Annotated in this window: 20 protein-coding genes; 12 read left to right on the forward strand and 8 right to left on the reverse strand. The window is 45.8% G+C overall.

Translation table 11 applies throughout. The features are described 5' to 3' along the window. Positions 1 to 166: 166 nt before the first annotated feature. The 4 genes from AC4G46_RS32075 (at position 167) to AC4G46_RS32090 (ending at position 2,462) form a co-directional block, all read left to right on the forward strand. Positions 167 to 583, forward strand: coding sequence for a hypothetical protein (locus AC4G46_RS32075; protein WP_491129031.1), 417 nt, complete (start codon positions 167 to 169; stop codon positions 581 to 583). Positions 584 to 677: 94 nt separating this feature from the next. Beyond that, entirely contained in the window at positions 678 to 1,016 is a 339-nt protein-coding gene (locus tag AC4G46_RS32080; protein ID WP_491129032.1) for a sigma factor-like helix-turn-helix DNA-binding protein, read from the forward strand. A gap of 123 nt (positions 1,017 to 1,139) precedes the next feature. Further along, positions 1,140 to 2,177 (forward strand): zeta toxin family protein, encoded by a 1,038-nt coding sequence (locus AC4G46_RS32085; protein WP_491129033.1) that lies wholly within the window; start codon positions 1,140 to 1,142, stop codon positions 2,175 to 2,177. 18 nt (positions 2,178 to 2,195) lie between these two features. Next, positions 2,196 to 2,462: a hypothetical protein gene (locus AC4G46_RS32090; protein WP_491129034.1), complete on the forward strand. Its 267-nt coding sequence runs from the start codon at positions 2,196 to 2,198 to the stop codon at positions 2,460 to 2,462. A 140-nt stretch (positions 2,463 to 2,602) separates the two neighbouring features. Here AC4G46_RS32090 and AC4G46_RS32095 read toward each other — a convergent pair whose 3' ends face one another. From AC4G46_RS32095 to AC4G46_RS32105, 3 genes are all read right to left on the reverse strand, one after another. After that, on the reverse strand, positions 2,603 to 3,547 hold the full coding sequence (locus tag AC4G46_RS32095; protein WP_491129035.1) for a hypothetical protein: 945 nt from the start codon (positions 3,545 to 3,547) through the stop codon (positions 2,603 to 2,605). Positions 3,548 to 3,605: 58 nt separating this feature from the next. Further along, positions 3,606 to 4,145 (reverse strand): MerR family transcriptional regulator, encoded by a 540-nt coding sequence (locus tag AC4G46_RS32100; protein WP_491129036.1) that lies wholly within the window; start codon positions 4,143 to 4,145, stop codon positions 3,606 to 3,608. A 1,949-nt stretch (positions 4,146 to 6,094) separates the two neighbouring features. Beyond that, complete coding sequence (locus tag AC4G46_RS32105; protein ID WP_491129037.1) at positions 6,095 to 6,229, reverse strand: hypothetical protein; 135 nt, start codon at positions 6,227 to 6,229, stop codon at positions 6,095 to 6,097. 152 nt (positions 6,230 to 6,381) lie between these two features. Between AC4G46_RS32105 and AC4G46_RS32110 the strand changes: the two genes are divergently transcribed. Then, complete coding sequence (locus tag AC4G46_RS32110; RefSeq protein ID WP_491129038.1) at positions 6,382 to 6,597, forward strand: hypothetical protein; 216 nt, start codon at positions 6,382 to 6,384, stop codon at positions 6,595 to 6,597. A 51-nt stretch (positions 6,598 to 6,648) separates the two neighbouring features. Beyond that, positions 6,649 to 6,804: a hypothetical protein gene (locus AC4G46_RS32115; protein ID WP_491129039.1), complete on the forward strand. Its 156-nt coding sequence runs from the start codon at positions 6,649 to 6,651 to the stop codon at positions 6,802 to 6,804. Between the two features lie 69 nt (positions 6,805 to 6,873). Here AC4G46_RS32115 and AC4G46_RS32120 read toward each other — a convergent pair whose 3' ends face one another. Further along, a complete protein-coding gene (locus tag AC4G46_RS32120; RefSeq protein ID WP_491129037.1) occupies positions 6,874 to 7,008 on the reverse strand; it encodes a hypothetical protein in 135 nt (44 codons plus the stop codon). A gap of 152 nt (positions 7,009 to 7,160) precedes the next feature. Between AC4G46_RS32120 and AC4G46_RS32125 the strand changes: the two genes are divergently transcribed. Next, on the forward strand, positions 7,161 to 7,592 hold the full coding sequence (locus AC4G46_RS32125; RefSeq protein WP_491129040.1) for a hypothetical protein: 432 nt from the start codon (positions 7,161 to 7,163) through the stop codon (positions 7,590 to 7,592). Positions 7,593 to 7,653: 61 nt separating this feature from the next. Here the strand turns inward: AC4G46_RS32125 and AC4G46_RS32130 are convergent, their stop codons facing one another. From AC4G46_RS32130 to AC4G46_RS32145, 4 genes are all read right to left on the reverse strand, one after another. Continuing rightward, positions 7,654 to 7,788 (reverse strand): hypothetical protein, encoded by a 135-nt coding sequence (locus tag AC4G46_RS32130; protein ID WP_491129037.1) that lies wholly within the window; start codon positions 7,786 to 7,788, stop codon positions 7,654 to 7,656. Between the two features lie 230 nt (positions 7,789 to 8,018). Continuing rightward, entirely contained in the window at positions 8,019 to 8,255 is a 237-nt protein-coding gene (locus AC4G46_RS32135; protein WP_491129041.1) for a hypothetical protein, read from the reverse strand. 272 nt (positions 8,256 to 8,527) lie between these two features. Beyond that, positions 8,528 to 9,988, reverse strand: a complete 1,461-nt coding sequence (locus AC4G46_RS32140) for an FtsZ/tubulin family protein (RefSeq protein WP_491129042.1) — start codon at positions 9,986 to 9,988, stop codon at positions 8,528 to 8,530. Positions 9,989 to 10,021: 33 nt separating this feature from the next. Further along, the gene (locus tag AC4G46_RS32145) at positions 10,022 to 10,432 is read right to left on the reverse strand and encodes a hypothetical protein (RefSeq protein ID WP_491129043.1); all 411 of its coding nucleotides are present in this window, start codon (positions 10,430 to 10,432) and stop codon (positions 10,022 to 10,024) included. Between the two features lie 1,601 nt (positions 10,433 to 12,033). On the opposite strand from AC4G46_RS32145, the gene AC4G46_RS32150 reads away from it, so the two are divergent. The 5 genes from AC4G46_RS32150 to AC4G46_RS32170 all read left to right on the forward strand — a co-directional run bounded on the left by AC4G46_RS32150 (position 12,034) and on the right by AC4G46_RS32170 (position 18,745). Next, positions 12,034 to 12,456 carry a hypothetical protein gene (locus AC4G46_RS32150; protein ID WP_491129044.1) on the forward strand — a complete coding sequence of 141 codons (423 nt, stop codon included), beginning with the start codon at positions 12,034 to 12,036 and terminating at the stop codon, positions 12,454 to 12,456. Further along, a complete protein-coding gene (gene mobP3 / locus AC4G46_RS32155) occupies positions 12,449 to 15,118 on the forward strand; it encodes a MobP3 family relaxase (protein WP_491129045.1) in 2,670 nt (889 codons plus the stop codon). The genes AC4G46_RS32150 and mobP3 overlap by 8 nt, the downstream gene beginning before the upstream one ends. 192 nt (positions 15,119 to 15,310) lie before the next feature. After that, positions 15,311 to 16,342 (forward strand): ParM/StbA family protein, encoded by a 1,032-nt coding sequence (locus AC4G46_RS32160; RefSeq protein WP_491129046.1) that lies wholly within the window; start codon positions 15,311 to 15,313, stop codon positions 16,340 to 16,342. A 26-nt stretch (positions 16,343 to 16,368) separates the two neighbouring features. After that, a complete protein-coding gene (locus AC4G46_RS32165) occupies positions 16,369 to 16,863 on the forward strand; it encodes a hypothetical protein (RefSeq protein WP_491129047.1) in 495 nt (164 codons plus the stop codon). Then, positions 16,820 to 18,745, forward strand: a complete 1,926-nt coding sequence (locus AC4G46_RS32170; RefSeq protein WP_491129048.1) for a VirD4-like conjugal transfer protein, CD1115 family — start codon at positions 16,820 to 16,822, stop codon at positions 18,743 to 18,745. The genes AC4G46_RS32165 and AC4G46_RS32170 overlap by 44 nt, the downstream gene beginning before the upstream one ends. The last annotated feature ends 69 nt before the right edge of the window (positions 18,746 to 18,814 follow it).

Raw genomic sequence — 18,814 nt, forward strand, 5'->3', positions numbered from 1 at the left:
CGGATCTCTCCTGGTTGGGGGAGTCCTATCTTTACTATTAATCATAGCGCTGCTGCTCATCGAGGTGATTTCAACCCCGGCGAAGCATCGGACTAACGTGTAAGTTTAAATCTTCCTGCTGCAGCTGGGTCAGTAGCTGAAGGCGGGTTTAAGGGGAGGCGGGTATATGGTTAAGAACAGTAACCAAGAGCAAGAATCTTACCTTTTGGCCAAGTCTATTCATGAAGCATTAGAACTGCAGTATAAAGTCATGGAACAAGCGTATATTTCATCGAATCAAATCCGGAATGAGGATGGTAGCATTCCGCGGGCGAGCTGGGCTATTAACGATGAGCAGCAGCGGGAAAAAGCGATGAAGGATTGTTCAAAGCTCATTGAAGATTCCGGTTTGTGGGCTGACATCCTGGAGGCGCGGGATGCGCTGCAGCAGGCTGAAGAAGTCTTGCTGGAATACGGTTTAGGTTTAATTCCGGAGAAAGGAAAAGAGATTCTCCAAAAGGCTGTGAGCCAAAACATGACTATTCGTAAAAAAGTGATTGATCTAGTGCTAAAACTGGATACTAGGACCGTTAAACCATTATGAATTCAGTATGGGAGGCTGCGGATCCTCTCTGAAATAAAGCTATATAAAAAACGTAGCCGGTCAGTGACCGGCTACAATTAAGGAGGATAATACAATGACCGAAGAGCAAATGATTGTATTTACAAAGGGTTGCAAGGATCTGTATTATGGCCGTTCACGTACAAACCCAAAACAAACAGTAAAGTTAACATCTGAAGAGGAAGTGATCTTTAAGGGGATTTTTGAAACGCATGTTTCTTTCATGCGAGATACACGGAAACAATCTATCATTAGCCGCCGTTTTGGACTCTGGGGCGGTCAGAAAGAATCGCTGAAGGCTATAGGGCAGGCGCTGGGTATTACGGGTAGCCGTGTGGGACAACTTGAATATAAGGCACTCCTGGAGCTTTTTCGTTTGGTTCATCCGAAATGGCGAACATTGATTTGCCAGTAATACAAAATTAGCAGCAAATTAGGGTGATCTAAATCAATGAGGTTGAGGTATTGTTTATAGTTGCTTACCTGAGTGCGGTGATATAATTATTGATAGATTATACATCGAAATGGGGGAACCCGATTGGACTTCCAAACCACGAAGGAAGCATATTTTCTTAATGGCCAATACACAGAGTTTCGCCAAATGCTTCATCAGCGTATCATTCAGGATCTTACGGCTCACCTTCAGCCACCTGCAGACCAGTCATTAGTTATTTTTTTAGGCGGCGGATCTGCATCCGGAAAGACATCGATATCTAAACTACTTCTGCAGAGCTTTGCAGACGACAATGAGCATGTCATACATATCGATTCAGATACGATAAAATCAATGCTACCGGAGCACGCTTCATTTCTGCAGCAGGATCCGAATACAACGGCCAGCCGGCTGCATGAAGAAAGTAGCGATATTGCTGAGGCCTTATTTTCCAAAGGCTTAGAAAAGAATATTAATATCCTCCTGGATGGAACAATGAAATCAGCGGGGCGCGCCGAGCGCATGATTGGTCTAGCCCGCAGCCATGGATATAAAGTCTCTGTCGTGATTGCGGATGTTTCATTGGATGAAGCCCTGCAAAGAGCAGAAAAGCGCTTCATCATCGAACAGCGCCGCGTTCCAGAGTCGGTCATACGTGAGAGTCATCAAAAGGTGCCGGAGACAGTTAAGCAGATCGAGAACCTGGTTGATTCGATATATCTCTACGACACAACGGAAAGGCATCCCTCACAGTTTTATGTAAGGGATAAAGGGGAAGTCCTGCAGATCAACGAATCCAGGCTTGCTGAATTTTATAATAAGGCAAATATAGGAACGAATCAGGAGAAGTGGATCACTCCAGCAGAGCCGCGGCAGCTGCTGCATATTCTGAAGGAAGCCGATGGGCTACCTACTGGGAACCAAGTGACAGCCGAGCTTCTACATCAAAAGGTAGACCGCTATTTTTATGAGAAGGTGAATGGCCATGAAACATTACGGTACCAGGTGCACGGCGGGAATGACATCAAGCAAATACGGTTTGAAAATGCGCCTTATTTGTCTAAACAAACCCGTAATATGATGTTAGATCAGGCCAGTCAGGTACATATTCAACCGATAAGAAATTTAGGGATGGAATTATAAGAAAAGGAGCTGAGAAGTATGGATATGAAGAAATTGATGGAAACTTTCGAGGGTAACAAAGAGGCACATTATGAAAAATTGCTTACTGCAGAGAAGAAGCAATTATCCCTTATAGAGATAATGGGCACTGTTGGTGAAGGCAGAGAGCTCAAAACGGTGAAAATTTGGTGTGAGAAGGAATTTGGACTTGAAGTGCCGGCGGAATTAAGTGCGGACACGAATATGTACACGCACAAGGAAGTCTGGGCTCTCCTGAATCGGTATCTTACAAGTCCGGAAGAATAAAGAAAGGCCCCGATCTCATTAGACCGGGGCTTTGTTGTAGCTTCAGGCGTTCTTAAACGGCTTTAGAGCTCTTGATTTCAGGAAGTGAGAGGAATATTGCTAGAACGCGAATCGTCTCGCACATACGCTTTTACGGGGGCTCAGGACTCTGGAAACTGCAGCGCCCTCCACGTAAACCCCTCTTCAGCGCAATCTACAAGCTGATAGTGATTGCCCACATTAAAAAGAATACCGTCCAGCTGGCTGACACTTTCAGTCTTACCATAACGCTTCAAAAAAGCGTCTCCGAATGCTTGTAACGAAAAATACCCAGTAGATATAGCGTAGTGTTTCGAATTCTCCATTCTAATTTTAAGATAAAGATATTTCTTGTACTCTCTATATTCATCTTGATTAAACTTCATATCCCATTTACCTAATATCCATTTTTGGTAAAGCAAATCGGCGTAAAGTTCAAAGTTAGTAGCTTCTTGGACGGCCTGATCTTCAGAAATAGGGGTTGCTTCATGCTCGATGACAAAAAACTTGTCGGGATGTTCTGCAAAGTGTAGTTTCTCACCATTATTTAGCGTGAATGATGTGTTCCGAGGCCACTTAGATGCCTTGAAATTGAGATATTTGTTAGAAACACCTTCGAACGGATCTATTTTCATCAGATCGTTGATCGCTAATGTTGGAGACACATTTACATCTTTAACAGAAAAATCAAAGACAATGCAGCTTTCGGAGTCAGAATATTTTTTGTGAGTCTCCAAAAAGAAATTAAAAAAATAAGGATGTTTAAACAATAGAGCTGCCTTAGCTTGAAGCGCTTCGTAAGGGAATTGTTTGATTTCAACGATAGCACGCTCACCGCTAGCAGCATCAAGAAAACTGGCTTCAGGTTCCATTTTCGTGTTACCGCCTGTTCTCCGCTGGTCTCGCGGCTCATTGTCAGCGTATTCGAAAGACCGTTCAATTAGTGGATTAAGGAACTTCATAACCGCTATAGATTCGTCAATATCCAGAAGGTTTGAATTCTTTGGATCCGGAGTGATCCACCCTTCTATCGGAAATGCTTTAATAGAACGATTTAATAAGCGCACTAATCTCTTCCTTTCATTTCTCAAAAAAACCAACCTTCAGCGGATCCACTTTATCCTATCAGAACCAACGATTCCACCAACGACTTTTTTTACGCAAGTGCTCCTGGGTACTGGCCAATTCGGCTTTCACTTCATCTAGTTTTCTTTGCAGATCCAGCATGGCAGCTGTATGATCGGATAACTGAAGATCTTGGCCGTCCAAACGTTCCTGGTGCTTTTGAAGGTCCTCAGAATGTTGACCCACAACAAGAGCCGTTTTTGTAATTTCCTCCATCATACGAGTAGTCACATGAGGATCAGGATATGTAGACTCAAGCTCTTTATCTAAACTTATACGGATTTCATCCGCAGCGGCTCCCTCTACGGTAATAGGGAACCGGCTCATTAATTCACGAAGAATCTCGGGTTTTGCGTAATTCTCTTCCCGCAGCCGTTTGATCTCAAGTAGAACTGCAATGCAATCGGGACGGTAATAGGTGATAGAGCCCTCTTTTGTCGTCGGAATAAACATATGAAATTCAATGATCCAATCGGAAACCGTGCTTTTGGGTACATTCACAGCATCGATTAACTCACGTTTTCGCAACATTTGCTTCATTTACCGGCTTCCCTCCTATCGCCCGTCCAGCGCAAAATATAAGAATCGGCCGGACTGACTGATGATTGTATCATATCAAGAATTTAGAAATTTACGGCAATTTCGAGAAAGGTTCTTAATTATACCCAAAATTCGACTTTATGATTTTTTGCAGCTGTGCTATAGTAAATGTTAATAGGCGTCCTAAAATGATAGATGCCTGGTAACCTTTCAAATTAACTACCCTTGACAATAAAAAAAAGCCATCGTTTCAGCGGCTCATGGGCTACCAACCCTTCAGCTGCTCCTACCGAACTAGTCCTTCGGGAGAAACAGGCGCCTTACGATGACCTTCTTTTCAGTGAATATTGATTAGGTTGTGTTTATACAACTTGATGACACTATTCTAGCATATCAAACGCAGTCCTTTCAAGCGTTTGAAGCAAAATGGGAGAAGTTTCATAGGTCATTCTGCTGACAAACGTAAAGCCCTGTGTCCACCGGATCAATTTCGGTAGACACAGGGCTTTTTTAGTTGTCTAAGGGACTCAGCCCCAAGGCCAGGGCCGCGCTGGAAGGAGCGTACATAACCGATTGGCTGCCAAAAAAGTGAAAAATCAATAGGCTACCCCCCTTCTCTTTTCGATTTTTTTGAAAATTTGAGGGCATGGGGTCTGGTTTTCTATTGCCAAAATTAGAGAGCGGCTTTCGAGCTAACTCTACCATAATAAAATATGATAACGCCTTGGGTTTCTGTCGATTTACATTTTTTAACAAATTGGCGACCTTTGAAGGCTTAGTTTCCTATTGTCTTTTTTAAGAATAGGAATTAATCCTTGCTGAGCACAGCGTAGCTCCGTGGTTTATGTTACAAAACGGGCAGGAATAACACGTAAAAAAACTGTCGATCGTACAGGAGGGAGCCTTACCCCAAGCGTGCGGTTATTACCGGGTTGCCACGTTCATCCGTGGCTCACACTTGCATCCTAACCAGATGCAAAGTGAAGCCGGCCTAGCCCCCGTTTACCTTCAGTCGGGATGACAATCGCACGGACGGGGGCATGTTGGGCGTGTCTCCAAGCACATAACCCCGGCGAAAGCTAGTCCAACGTAAGGCAAAACGAAGTGTAACCCATATGGATGTGACTCCATCCAGGGAAACGACCGTTCCGAATAGTACGAGGTAAAGAGCCGATAGAACCCTGCTGGAAACTGTTCAGGGGAGGCTAGACCCCGGTTTGAATGAGCTATTGAATGCTGTAGTGGCAGACTGGTCATAGGAACCGTAACCAGTTAGAGTAATCGATCAATAGGCGCTAAAAGCGCGTGGTAGAAACAATTCCGGCAGTCAGCCGCCGATAGTGCTGACCCGTTTGTTTAAACCTACCTTATCCCAGTAAGCGACCACCGATGTTGCTTACCTTTCGGGATAAGGTGAATTGTGTCCACATCACCCCTTCTCAAAAGAACAAAGCGAAATGCCTTTTGTGCAGTTCAATTCACCTTTAATGTAGGGGCGGGCGTGGGGAGAATGTTTTCAATCAGCCGGAACGGCGAAAACGCATTAGCGTTTTTACCTTTTCTCAGCGGATTGTGGATATTTAATTCAGCTTATCGAATTATCCACAGGGTAGGTGTTTTGGTTGGGGGGCTCCCCCTGTTGCTTAGTTGCTTAATACATACTACAGGCTGCTTTTATTGTGAATTTTTCATTATATGAATATTTCACAATAGTTGTATATCAAGGAGGATGAATGATAGTAGTTACTGTTAATCAGGAGTTTTTGACTCCCTCCCTTCCCTATGTACCTGGTAACTCAACACAGTTCCATCAGTCCGCCCGGCGTCCGGTAACCCGTCCAGTGCCGGCAAGCCAGCCGCGCTGCAGCTGGTGTGCCCAGATCAATGAATCAGCGCTGTCTGGCGGCGATCGCGGCTGCTACCAACATCCAGGTGCATCCGCCGGACCTTCAGACGAAGAAACAATCAAGCCGTCCGCCCGGCGTCCGGTAACCCGTCCAGTGCCGGCAGGTCAGCCGCGCTGCAGCTGGTGTGCCCAGATCGATGAACCAGCGCCGTCTGGCGGCGACCGTAGCTGCATCCATACATCCAAAGAGGATCTGCAGCAGAAACGGCCGTCCGCCTGGCGTTCGGTAACCCGTCCAGTGCCGGCAGGCCAGCCGCGCTGCAGCTGGTGTGCCCAGATCAATGAATCAGCGCCGTCTGGCGGCGATCGCGGCTGCATCCATACATCCAGGTGCATCAGCCGGATCTTCTGCAGAAGAAACAAATCAAGCCGTCCGCCCGGCGTCCGATAAACCGTCCAATGCCGGCAGGCCAGCCGCGCTGCAGCTGGTGTGCCCAGATCAAAAAAGCAGGCCGTCTGGCGATCGTAGCTGCTACCAACACCCAGGTGCATCCGCCGGATCTTCAGACGAAGAAACAATCAAGCCGTCCGCCCGGCGTCCGGTAACCCGTCCAGTGCCGGCAGGTCAGCCGCGCTGCAGCTGGTGTGCCCAGATCAATGAATCAGCGCCGTCTGGCGGCGATCGCGGCTGCTACCAACATCCAGGTGCATCCGCCGGATCTTCTGAAGAAGAAACAAATCAAACCGTCCGCCCGGCGTCCGATAAACCGTCCAATGCGGGCAGGCCAGCCGCGCTGCAGCTGGTGTGCTTAGATCGATGAATCAGCGCCGTCTGGCGGCGACCGCAGCTGCTACCAACATCCAGGTGCATCCGCCGGACCTTCAGACGAAGAAACAATCAAGCCGTCCGCCCGGCGTCCGGTAACCCGTCCAGTGCCGGCAGGTCAGCCGCGCTGCAGCTGGTGTGCCCAGATCGATGAACCAGCGCCGTCTGGCGGCGACCGTAGCTGCATCCATACATCCAAAGAGGATCTGCAGCAGAAACGGCCGTCCGCCTGGCGTTCGGTAACCCGTCCAGTGCCGGCAGGCCAGCCGCGCTGCAGCTGGTGTGCCCAGATCAATGAATCAGCGCCGTCTGGCGGCGATCGCGGCTGCATCCATACATCCAAGTGCATCAGCCGGATCTTCTGCAGAAGAAACAAATCAAGCCGTCCGCCCGGCGTCCGATAAACCGTCCAATGCCGGCAGGCCAGCCGCGCTGCAGCTGGTGTGCCCAGATCAAAAAAGCAGGCCGTCTGGCGATCGTAGCTGCTACCAACACCCAGGTGCATCCGCCGGATCTTCAGACGAAGAAACAAACCAAGCCGTCCGCCCGGCGTCCGGTAACCCGTCCAGTGCCGGCAAGCCAGCCGCGCTGCAGCTGGTGTGCCCAGATCAATGAATCAGCGCCGTCTGGCGGCGATCGCGGCTGCTACCAACATCCAGGTGCATCCGCCGGATCTTCTGAAGAAGAAACAAATCAAACCGTCCGCCCGGCGTCCGATAAACCGTCCAATGCGGGCAGGCCAGCCGCGCTGCAGCTGGTGTGCTTAGATCGATGAATCAGCGCCGTCTGGCGGCGACCGCAGCTGCTACCAACATCCAGGTGCATCCGCCGGACCTTCAGACGAAGAAACAATCAAGCCGTCCGCCCGGCGTCCGGTAACCCGTCCAGTGCCGGCAGGTCAGCCGCGCTGCAGCTGGTGTGCCCAGATCGATGAACCAGCGCCGTCTGGCGGCGACCGTAGCTGCATCCATACATCCAAAGAGGATCTGCAGCAGAAACGGCCGTCCGCCTGGCGTCCGGTAACCCGTCCAGTGCCGGCAGGCCAGCCGCGCTGCAGCTGGTGTGCCTAGATCGATGAATCAGCGCCGTCTGGCGGCGACCGCAGCTGCTACCAACATCCAGGTGCATCCGCCGGACCTTCAGACGAAGAAACAATCAAGCCGTCCGCCCGGCGTCCGGTAACCCGTCCAGTGCCGGCAGGTCAGCCGCGCTGCAGCTGGTGTGCCCAGATCGATGAACCAGCGCCGTCTGGCGGCGACCGCAGCTGCATCCATACATCCAGGTGCATCCGCCGGATCTTCATCAGAAGAAACAAATCAAGCCGACCGCCCGGCGTCCGGTAACCCGTCCAATGCCGGCAGGCCAGCCGCGCTGCAGCTAGTGTGCCCAGATCAAAAAAGCAGGCCGTCAGGCGGCGATCACAACTGCATCCATACATCCAGGTGCATCAGCACAGATCTTCAGCAGAAGAAACAAATCAAGCCGTTCGCCCGGCGTCCGATAAACCGTCCAGTTCCAGGAGGCCAGCCGGCGCTGCAGATGGTATGCCTAGACTAGATAAAAATATTGAGTGGAGTACAAGCAGACCAATGAATTAATGTCGGGTAGTCTTGGATAGGGATGCGCGGGTGGGGAAGAGGACTCCTAGAATGCATAAAAAGACGCACCAAGACTTAGAGGAAGTCTTAGTGCGCCATTTTACTATTAGCTTTAAGTGAGCGAGTTAGGATCAATATCAGAGAAGTCCATATTATCAATTAAGTCATCGCTGGATTTATCTGACTCAGTAGCTTGGGCATCTGGATCGTCAATACCATCAATACCAAATTCACTGAGGTCCATATCAAAATCGAATACTTCTTCTTGGGCCGCAGCTATTTGTTGGATAGACTCTTCTTTAAAGGTCACAGCTCTTTGTTTGGCCATATATTCTTCATACTCTGTTACGAGTCCCTTAGAGAGCCGGGAAGGGAGAGCTTCTGTTTTATAAAATGAAAACGCAGTCGCTTTAAAATTATTCGGCTCATTCAAATAACCGGAAAATATAGTTCCAAGCAGAGGCAGCCTACTTGCTACTTCTTCTTTCGCATTATCAATAAAGGAGCTTTCAAATTTATTTAGGTCTGGAGGAATAATTCCTAACAGTCCAACATGCTGAATTTTGGCGTACTGGGATGACCCATCTTCAGCATGCTCTACAAGTGCGATAGAGTCATGCAGGTTATTACTATCCAGGGAATCGACAAACAACTTGGTCAGGTCATCACTATTGGAAATAGCCTTAACGTTTGTTTCTACCCGATTCATGACCAAGCATCCAACCTTTTCAAGCACAATACGTCTAAAGTCATTCGAGTCAAAAATGACTGACGTCCCACTACCATTCGTGCCAGTGTTAAGTTCATGAAGAATTGAACTGATTTCATTATTTGCGAAATCCCTATAGTTCTTAATCTTTGGCATCAGGGTTCCTTGTTCCGCAACAAAACGATCATAGAACATCTGGTTGTCTGGGAAGGTGACGAAGGCGATCCCTTTCGTGGGATTCTTAGCCATGTTCCAAATCCGGGAAGCAAAATCATTGACTTGCCGCAAAACATCGGGACCATCACTACGAACAGGGATTGTGGCAATCACTCCGATTTTAACAAATTGATCCTTAACTTTGATGAAAGCCTGTTGCTGGTAGGTTTTAATGTTTTTTCTAAATTCAAGGTCACCAACAGTAGTTCGGATTGCTTGCATTTCCTTTCTGACCTTACTCATATTATGGTGGTCATGAAATTCATCAATCGCTTTAATAATGGTGGCAGTACCGGTACCACCGCCAAGTCCTGCGATAAACAGTACGAGCTGATCCTTAACGCCGACCTTTGTTGTGATGAATGATTTTAGAGATTCTTTGACCTGCGCATTCTCTTCGAGAATGGTCAAGGCTTTTTCCGGGTTTTTTCCCAATCCCCCAAGCTTCAAAGACAACCGGTTATCCTGCGGAATAAATTTGAGTTCTTCCAAGTCTCCATCGTTTGAATTTAAAGCAAGCGTAGTATATGAAGGAGAACCATCCATAGTTTTATATGCTGCGAACCTGTCTGCAATACGTGTACCGGCTTGTCCAAATCCTACGATTGTCATTGGAATAGAGGGGGTGTTTTCACGATATGATGTCAAATTATTCACTCCTTAATATAGAATGGTTTCAGACTAATTTGAATTTATACTTCGTGTTCTGCGAATAACTTCTCCGGCGACATTACGACCACGCGGAGTCAAGAAAACAAGCTTGGTAGGGTGGAAGGACTTATAGTAGCACAAGGTCATTTTCAGCAGTGAATCGACGATACGTTCCGCATGCTTCCGGTCAATATTGGCTTCAACTGTTTCGTATTTTTTCCCCTTTTTCAGCACTCTTCGTTGGAGCTTTACCTTCTCCGCCAATTCCTTAATCGAGATTCCACTATTGAGTTCATCATTCTTATGGGAGTCCGCATGCTGGCCAATAGCTAGCAGAATTCTCTTCAAAGCTATGTCTGACTCAACGATATCTGTGAACATAGACAGCTGCTCCTGACTGAATTCAACCCCTATGTACTTTTGGTGAAGTTGTATTTCCATTAAAAAATCACCACCTCCGTTCTTATAGATACCATTACAGTTACTGCAATAATTATATCAAGTAAATAATAAATAATCAACCTCTAAAAAACCCTTATATATCAAGCTTTTTTTGTAGTTACTATTACGGTTTCTAAATTGGTTTCCATATCGAATTTTGACGGAAAAAATCGTATTTTCTGACTGTATTCTGTTGAAATGCAATGTTTGTTCTAGGTAATTATTAACGAATAGAACAAAAATACTTTAATAGATACTATTATAGTATCTATTAAAAACACCTTTAATATAAAGGGTTTTTAGCGGATGTTCCGTTAAAGATACTCTTTTGGTTTCTATTATATCTTCTATTGTAGTTACTATATACGATTTTGAAACAAACCATCATTAAAGCGCGAGGGAATAAGTTCGATTCATTTCTCCCTGAAAAGATCTGATAGTCTATATACGGGGCAGCTATGGAGCAATGATTGTGATATAAGAAGACTCTCAACAAAGGGAGTTAGATCGACTTAGTGAGAGAAAGGACTAACAGTGAAGAACGTCCGGATCCAGGGAATCTACCCTCTGAATAACTCGGCCCAGAATGTCAGCAAACGTTACTCTTTTTTAAGAAAGAGGTAATTTCACTGTCTGCAAATGCGTCAGATGAATTGTCCGACAATAGTAGCAATATTCCTTATAGAATGTGATACAAACTGTCAGAGAAATTGTCTGATAAGATGTCCGATGTTTTTATCTTACGATCGAAAATATCTACAGAGGGTGTCAGCAGTTTTCATTCTGAAATATGCTGTTTTGAAGCGAATCGGTTACGTTCATTCCTTGATTCCCCGGCTAGAGAAAGGGGAGTGCACTGAATATCTGAATGATAGTTTTGTTGATTGCTCTTCATCCCCGAAGCAGTTTCCCCATAAATTCGAACGATCCGCAGCTGGTTAGATTAACAAGGATACTCTTACTTTGATAACGAGTGATGGTTCTATACGTACAAGAAGCCGACCGCAGCTCAGCAACAGACAATCAAACGGATATTGTAGATGGATAACTGAAGAAGCTCTGTAAGAGCGCAGCCGGCCGTCAAGCATACGGCAGCCGGCATCACTGGGTAGGAACGCGCGAACAGCTTTATAGAGACTAAGAGAGAAAAGGATCTCCTGATGACGGCAGGTCAAAGATGTAGGGGATCGTTCGATAGCCGGAGATCAGGAAAGCTTAAAAGCCGTATGATCTGAAAATCAGGATCCCTTATGTCCCAATGATTCAGGGACAGGTGAGCAGAAGCGAACGCATTGCGAGTGCAGACTTATCGATCCAGGGGATCGGATGGGCGGACTTCGCTGAATGCTTTAGAACCAAGCCGAAGGCATAACGAGAGAGTGGAACGACGATAGGAGTGTATCGAGGGAGTATGCAGGATAAGGCGCGTATCCGCGCAGAACTACATATCGCTGGCAAAGCCAGCGAATAGGGGGGTTTCATGTATTACATCTTGTATTACATGAGTATTTATGTGGTAGATATTGTATTACAATATCTAATATTATGCTATTATTATGGGGAATATTGAGAATACAAACTAGAAAAGGCGTGAATTCACTATGGGAAAAGAATATTCAGAGCTAGGCGAACCAATGACCCTGCGGCTAGATTCAGAAACGGAGATCCTATTAGATACAGTCGCACAGTTGACCAAAGAGAAAAAAGCCACACTGATGCGTAAATATATCCAGCAAGGTGTAAGGGCTGATTTGATGAATGAAAGTACCATCATTGATGAAGTGTTAAAGCTAATGAGAAAAGCGATTTCTGAAACCAACAAGCCTTTTGAAGAGAGAATGGCAAAAATCAGGTCCAAAGATGCGATTGCTTCTCTCACCGCCTTATTCCTTACTCAAGAGGTTATAGGGCAACTCGGGAAAAAGGATGTACGGCAAATATCTGAAGAGGCACGGAAAAGAGCCATAGCTGCACTCCGGGCAAAGGACACTCCAGGAGATAAAAACGGTGAGTTAGATGAGTGAGTACTGGGAAGGTCTACTGAATCAACATCAGCAGTTTAATGCACCGTTTGTGTGTAACGTTGAATTCACGGCACCTTCACGTTTTAAAAGTGTCAATAAACAGGTGGTGGCCAAAAACGTAAATCACATCAAATACATAGGAACCCGGCCCGGCGTTGAGACGGTCGAGGAAAACCAAAGTAATTTGAGTGGGCCAGCGGAATTTGATATGCAAAAATATTTGAGCTACGTGGATGAACGGGTTGGATCTCATGGCCTGTTTTCAGCCTCTGATCAACATCCCAACGTAAAGGACATCCAACAGGAAATCGCAGACCATAAGGGAGTGGTTTGGCGGGTAGTGCTTAGCCTGACTGAAGAGGATGCGAAGCGGCTAAACCACACATCCCGCAGTGAATGGGAAACGACCTTGAGGGCAACTGTTCCGGAGGCAGCTGCGAAAATGGGGATTGGTGAAACGAATTTACGCTGGGTAGCTGCTTTTCATCAGGAAGCCGGTCATCCTCATGTACATATTGCCCTTTGGGAAAAAGACCCTAAGCGGAGAAAGGGGATGCTCAACTCTAAAGAATTGGACGAGATTAAGAAGACCTTTCACAATGTCGTGTATGCAGAAGAGCGGAGCCTTTTGTTCCAAGAAAAAACCGAAATGAGGGATCTCATCAGCGAGTTGAGCAAGAAACAACTCATTGATGCCGCAAGTGTAGTGAGGGACATCATCAAGTACCAAAAGCAAAACTCCCAAGAGCAGGAAGCAAGAGGGAATGGAAGCGTGGGTATGGCACCAAAACTCTATCCGGAAGATGCGAGTGAAATCGCTAAACGCCTGGAAGAGATCGGTGCCATGATGCCAAGCAAAGGTCGGATAGCCTATAAACTCATGCCCGAGGAAGTGAAGGCTGCCATTGACGATACGACAAAGTGGTTCCTGAAGCAGCCGGCTTTTAATGAATCCATTGAGCGGTATAAAGCTGCTGTAGAATCAATGACCAGACACTATTCTTTTAAAGAACAGGATATTGAGAATGCAATTAATAATGCAATGAAGGACCTGGAGAAGCGCGTTTCACAAGTTGTGTTGCGAGCTGCAGCCGAAGGGAAAAAAGCAGTGTTCCTTCCAGTCAATGAAGAAAAGGGCATGGAAGCAGTTCGGAAATTTGCTGTAGCGATGGGGAAACCTGCTGATACTCAGCCGGTAGAAGTCATTAAACGGTCCGTAGGGGCACTCAGAGCTCTTGGTTACGGGGATGCGCACATGGAACAGATCTATGAGGAATGGGCCTGGAAAGCGGATCTACGCATCACTCAAAGCGAAATTCGATCTATCATCTATGATTCGAACCAAGAGGAATCTCCCCCGGAGGACGGTGGGCTTGATAACGACAGCAGCTTAGATAAAGATGCCAGAGTAGTGGCAAACATTCTTCGTTTGGTTGGCAGATCGACAGAGGACATTGCAAAGGTTTTGGAAAAAGCGGAAGTATCTGAAGAAAGAGCTGCTGAGATCCTGAAGGATAGCTCAAAAATCGAAAAGGACGCTAAGGCCTTTTTGTTAAAGGAATCTGAATGGGGTCGCTTTGCACAAAACATGGGAATTAAAACCGAATACCCTTGGGAAATGACCGAAACAACAGTGGTCAGAAGTGAAATGAAGGACTCTGTGCTTGATACTTTCCGCAACGGGAAATTTGCTGCAAACGTTGATGATCAAGAGCGTGGATATACGGCCTACTGCATGAGCGTAACCTTGAAAACAATGGGTGTATCTCGGACGGAGAGAGCAACTATTATGCATGATTTTGCAGTGAAGAACGGCTTAAGCGGGATTGATGAAATACTGAGAAGTGTGAATAAAGTAGAGACCAACTTTTTGAAAAAAGAAACCTGGCAAAGGGTCATGACTAATTTAAAAAGTGACATTAAATATCCTTGGGTAACAACGAGAGCACTTGAACTAAATCCGGAAAAATACCAGGAGGCAACACAAGAGCTTTTAACAGGATCCGTAGACCTTCAAAGTGCAGAAGAAATTAAATGGACCGCCGAAGCTTATGCGAAGTGGCTGCTGCTTGACCATAATCCGGAACGTGCTAAAACTGAGCTGGTGGAATGGGGAAAGCGAACCGGTAATCTTTATGAGTCTCAAATTAATGAAATGGACCTCTTTAAGAAGCGGGTCGATGATATCAAAATTATTGGCAAAGAATTAGGAATTAAAGATCCAGTCTATGAAACGGTAAGTAATCTGACTAAAGTTTTGGTTGCTGCCGGTTTAGATCCTGAAGAAGTAAATACCTTCATTCACGATTGGAACGAGCGCTCAGGGGCAAACCTAAATCCTGAAATGCTTGATAAGATCATTCTAAACACTGATAAATTTTCCAGGGATGCTGCCACATGGGGAAGATCGCCAATGATCTCCCGGGACAAGTTCAAAGAGCTTAATGAGGCGCTGGGAACGGATGCGAATTATATCTGGGGTAGCGGTAAGAATTATTCCAGGAGTGAGGTTAGTTTCGGCAATGCAAAGCAAATCTGGAAAGCTCTTTGGCAGGCCATCGAGCAGGAAAGAAGCCGCGCCCAGGCTGAAGGAGAAATGCTTAAGAGACAACAGCAACGTCAGCGTCAGCGGGCAGCAGAACGTGAACGCGGAGACGATTAAGCGTTGTCAGCAACTCTGTCCGACACACAACGTTTAGAACCTTTTAAATAAAGGTATGGACTGTCTGCGAGAATGTCATATAATAACAAGAGAGATATTTCAACGAAAGGGATTTATTAACTTTAAAATTGAAGTAAATAAATCCCTTTTTTTACCCAAAATGATCTTAAAAAGGATGGTAGCCTAGTAGATATGTACAAAAAGATGGATAATAGGGAACGGATTGCTGTAGTTCTCGGCTACGAAAATGTGAAAGGAGTCCATCAGGATGGCACGGAAATGACTTTTCCGTCTGTAATTGTCCAGCGACCTGCAGGCAGCAGCCAAAGTTCTCAGCGGGATCAATATAGAGTCCGGATCCAAGAACAGTACTATGATTTGGGTAATGCGGGTATGTCGTCTGGGGGCAAACGTATTTTTGAAAAAGAGGTACCAGAGGTTAGCCTTCTCTCTTTGGTAATAAGCACAGCCGTACATAGACTAATGAAGCACAATGAACCAGTAGATTTAGTAGTTGGGCTACCGATGAGTTTGTACAAACTGCAAAAGAATGAAATCAAGGACGCTCTGGATACTTTGGTAATGGAAGTTAGTATTGACGGAGTTGATAAAAAGATTCGATTTAATCAAGTGCTTGTGGTTCCTGAGATTGTCGGTATTTACTACTCATCAATCTACAATGTGGATGGATCTGTAAAGGATAGTAGTCTCGTTAACCGGCAAGTTGGGGTCATTCATCCTGAGTATCGGACCTTGGAACTGTTGTACATGCAGCGAGGTTCCCGAGGAACACTGCAGCATGAAGATCTTTCGGGATCGCTGCAGCCTGGTACAAATGAAGCCTATACCGTTATGCGGACCCAAGTCTCCCAACTGATTAAGACAGAGGCCGATATGTTAGAAATTGAAAAATCCCTATTGTGGTTTGACGGTGAATTTGATTATGCCGGCAGAACCTATGACATCCGGGAAATTCAAAAAGATGCGCATAGGAACTATGCTCAAAAAATCGTAGAAGTCGTAGGACGAAAATGGGGGGGAGCATTAACCAGTCTTCACGCAGTCTTATTCTGTTCTGAAGATGAAGCAGTGAATTTATATGTAAATGAAAACATACCAGCCATAAAAAAATTGGACAACATTCAATTTGCCAGTACATATGGTTGTCTTGCAGTACAAGCCCTTGTTATGAAAGCTTTAACTCCAGAGGAAACTACATTATGAGAGGAATAAGAAAGGCGTGATATTCCTTGGTTAAGCACCGGGTAAGTGGAAGGGTTGAGCTCAGTCCAGCAGCTCAAAAACGCTTTTTAAAAGCATGCAAGGTAAGCGGCGGTCAAACTCAATTTCTTGAGGATGCCATCGAATTCTATGTTAGAGAATCTGATATCCTGGAAAAACTAGAGATCCTTGAACGCATGTTGTTGCAGCATACAACTTCAGCGAGGGAGGTGAACAATGACAAAACAATGTCCGGAATAAGCGCTGTAGAGCCTATCTCAAATGATTCTGCCACTACACAAATCCCAATTCATACAGAGGTAAAATCTTCTGACGAACGGCAGCCAGCGGCGATGCAAGATGGAAAAATGGTACAGCAGAAAGAAGCGGCAGTTCAGGCGAGAAATGAAAGGTGGATGGGTGGTGGCTTAGATGAAGCTACCATGTACACATTACGTTCCTTATTAGGAGACGATGTATTTGAATCTAAACCAGCAAAAGAAAAAGAAACTACTTATTACTAAACTCGTTACTCTTGGATTTCTGATCTTGGTAGATATCTTGATTCTTCCATCGATCATATTGTTTCCGAAATATCTCACAACGTATTCATTGAATGCAGCGGATGTTTGGTTCAATGAATTCAGTTCACTCGGGGCTATTAAGGCAGTCTTTGAAGATTCCTTTTTACGCCAGGCATTTGGACTAGCGCAAGTGCTTATCCTAGCTGCAGCTGCCCTTATTTTTTGGAATGGTAAGAATAATTCTTCTAAAAATCCGAACCGTATTACTCCGGATATCGGGGGGCCGGCACACGCGGGAAACAATGAGTATGGATCTGCACGGTGGATGAACGAAGCTGAGATGAGCCGGAACAGCTTTGTTTGGAAATTAAGAGAAACGGTTGTTGCAGGTGGGATTATCTTTGGAGCCGTATTATCTGGACGGAAAATGTTTGCCTGGATCGACGATAAAGATACGAACACTATGATTATCGGAACCACACGTTCAGGTAAAACGAGAAGACTGGTATTTCCGACGATTTGGATGTTGGCTCATGCAGGTGAGTCAATCGTACTGACAGACCCTAAAGGCGAGCTATATGCAAGATCAGCGCCTTATTTACGAGAAAAAGGGTACACCGTCAGAGTCGTAGACTACCGTGAGCCGGGTTGGGGCAGCCGATGGAATGCCATGCAGCCGGTCCTTAATGCAATCAATGCAGGCAATATCTCAAAAGCATCCAGCCTTGCATGGACGATAGCCAATATGTTTGTCTATCAAAAGCCGGGATCAGATCAAGCAGGCGGCGATTCGATCTGGAAAGACGGTGCAGAGTCAGTTATCGCAGCGCTTATACTGGTGGTCGCCATGGAAGCACCTGATGAAAGTCAGAAGCATATGTATTCAGTCTATAAAACACTGGCCGAACTTGGAAAGTCTCGCAAGGTGAGAATGGGAAATCAGATTCAGGAATATGTAGCGCTTAATGACTACATGGATCAATTGCCAGATAGTCACCCAGCAAAGGATGCTTATGCGACTGCAGCTCTGGCTCCGGAACGTACCAGAGGAAGTTTTTTCTCGAATGTAGCATCTTTATTAAGATTATTTGCAGATCCAGCCATTCAATTTTTAACTGCTGAGCAGGATCATGTCCTTCATGAAGTAGGTAAAGAGAAGACGGCTGTTTTCCTGATCATTCCCGATGAGGATAAAACAAGACATCCACTTGCTGCCTTGTACGTCGATCAGACCTATCAGGCGCTCGTAGACTTTGCAAATAAAAGTGGTGGACGTCTTCCGGTGCGAGTTAACATGCTCCTGGACGAATTCGGTAATATGCCGCCATTCAAAGATTTTGACAATAAGCTCACTGTCTCTCTTGGCCGCGGAATCCGGTGGAAAATCATTCTTCAGGATTTCACGCAGACCGATGTTGCGTATGGAGAAATGAAATCTACTGTCATTCGTGGTAACTGTCACAATCTGATTTATTTGTTAACGACCGATGATAAAACTGCTACAAAAATCAGTGATAAGCTGGGAAAATATACTATTCGAAGTGATAGCAGTTCCTACACCGAAGGCAAGACAAGCGTGAGCAAAGGGGAAAGCTTTGGTTTGACTGGCCGATCTCTACTAACCCAAGATGAAATTCTCAGATGGCCCGAAGATTTATCATTAGTTATTCGTGCGAGAAAGAATCCGGCGTATCTTCCTTTACCCGATTTGAGCCTTTGGCCTGCAAATGATGAGTTAATTCCAGATGGAGGTGAAACGAAGCGAAAAATAGAACCGGTCAAAGTGTTTGTGCCGAACATGTTTGAAAAGAAGAACCAGGACACCTGGACTGAAGAGGGGGATGAAGAAGGAGAAGAACCATCGTATATGAGTGAGGTGTAATAACCCATTTTTTTTTGCCTTTCATTTGTCGAAATCTAACATATTATCCGGAATTATTAACGAATACCT

This window comes from Paenibacillus sp. fava2, assembly GCF_058313675.1.

What these genes read in the sequence shown, in the direction of transcription:
- AC4G46_RS32075 (WP_491129031.1), top strand. Translation starts at nt 167, where the DNA reads ATGGTTAAGAACAGTAACCAAGAGCAAGAATCTTACCTTTTGGCCAAG.
- AC4G46_RS32080 (WP_491129032.1), top strand. Translation starts at nt 678, where the DNA reads ATGACCGAAGAGCAAATGATTGTATTTACAAAGGGTTGCAAGGATCTG.
- AC4G46_RS32090 (WP_491129034.1), top strand. Translation starts at nt 2,196, where the DNA reads ATGGATATGAAGAAATTGATGGAAACTTTCGAGGGTAACAAAGAGGCA.
- AC4G46_RS32100 (WP_491129036.1), bottom strand. Translation starts at nt 4,145, where the DNA reads ATGAAGCAAATGTTGCGAAAACGTGAGTTAATCGATGCTGTGAATGTA.
- AC4G46_RS32105 (WP_491129037.1), bottom strand. Translation starts at nt 6,229, where the DNA reads ATGGATGCAGCTACGGTCGCCGCCAGACGGCGCTGGTTCATCGATCTG.
- AC4G46_RS32115 (WP_491129039.1), top strand. Translation starts at nt 6,649, where the DNA reads ATGAATCAGCGCCGTCTGGCGGCGATCGCGGCTGCTACCAACATCCAG.
- AC4G46_RS32120 (WP_491129037.1), bottom strand. Translation starts at nt 7,008, where the DNA reads ATGGATGCAGCTACGGTCGCCGCCAGACGGCGCTGGTTCATCGATCTG.
- AC4G46_RS32130 (WP_491129037.1), bottom strand. Translation starts at nt 7,788, where the DNA reads ATGGATGCAGCTACGGTCGCCGCCAGACGGCGCTGGTTCATCGATCTG.
- AC4G46_RS32135 (WP_491129041.1), bottom strand. Translation starts at nt 8,255, where the DNA reads ATGTATGGATGCAGTTGTGATCGCCGCCTGACGGCCTGCTTTTTTGAT.
- AC4G46_RS32145 (WP_491129043.1), bottom strand. Translation starts at nt 10,432, where the DNA reads ATGGAAATACAACTTCACCAAAAGTACATAGGGGTTGAATTCAGTCAG.
- AC4G46_RS32150 (WP_491129044.1), top strand. Translation starts at nt 12,034, where the DNA reads ATGGGAAAAGAATATTCAGAGCTAGGCGAACCAATGACCCTGCGGCTA.
- mobP3 (WP_491129045.1), top strand. Translation starts at nt 12,449, where the DNA reads ATGAGTGAGTACTGGGAAGGTCTACTGAATCAACATCAGCAGTTTAAT.
- AC4G46_RS32160 (WP_491129046.1), top strand. Translation starts at nt 15,311, where the DNA reads ATGTACAAAAAGATGGATAATAGGGAACGGATTGCTGTAGTTCTCGGC.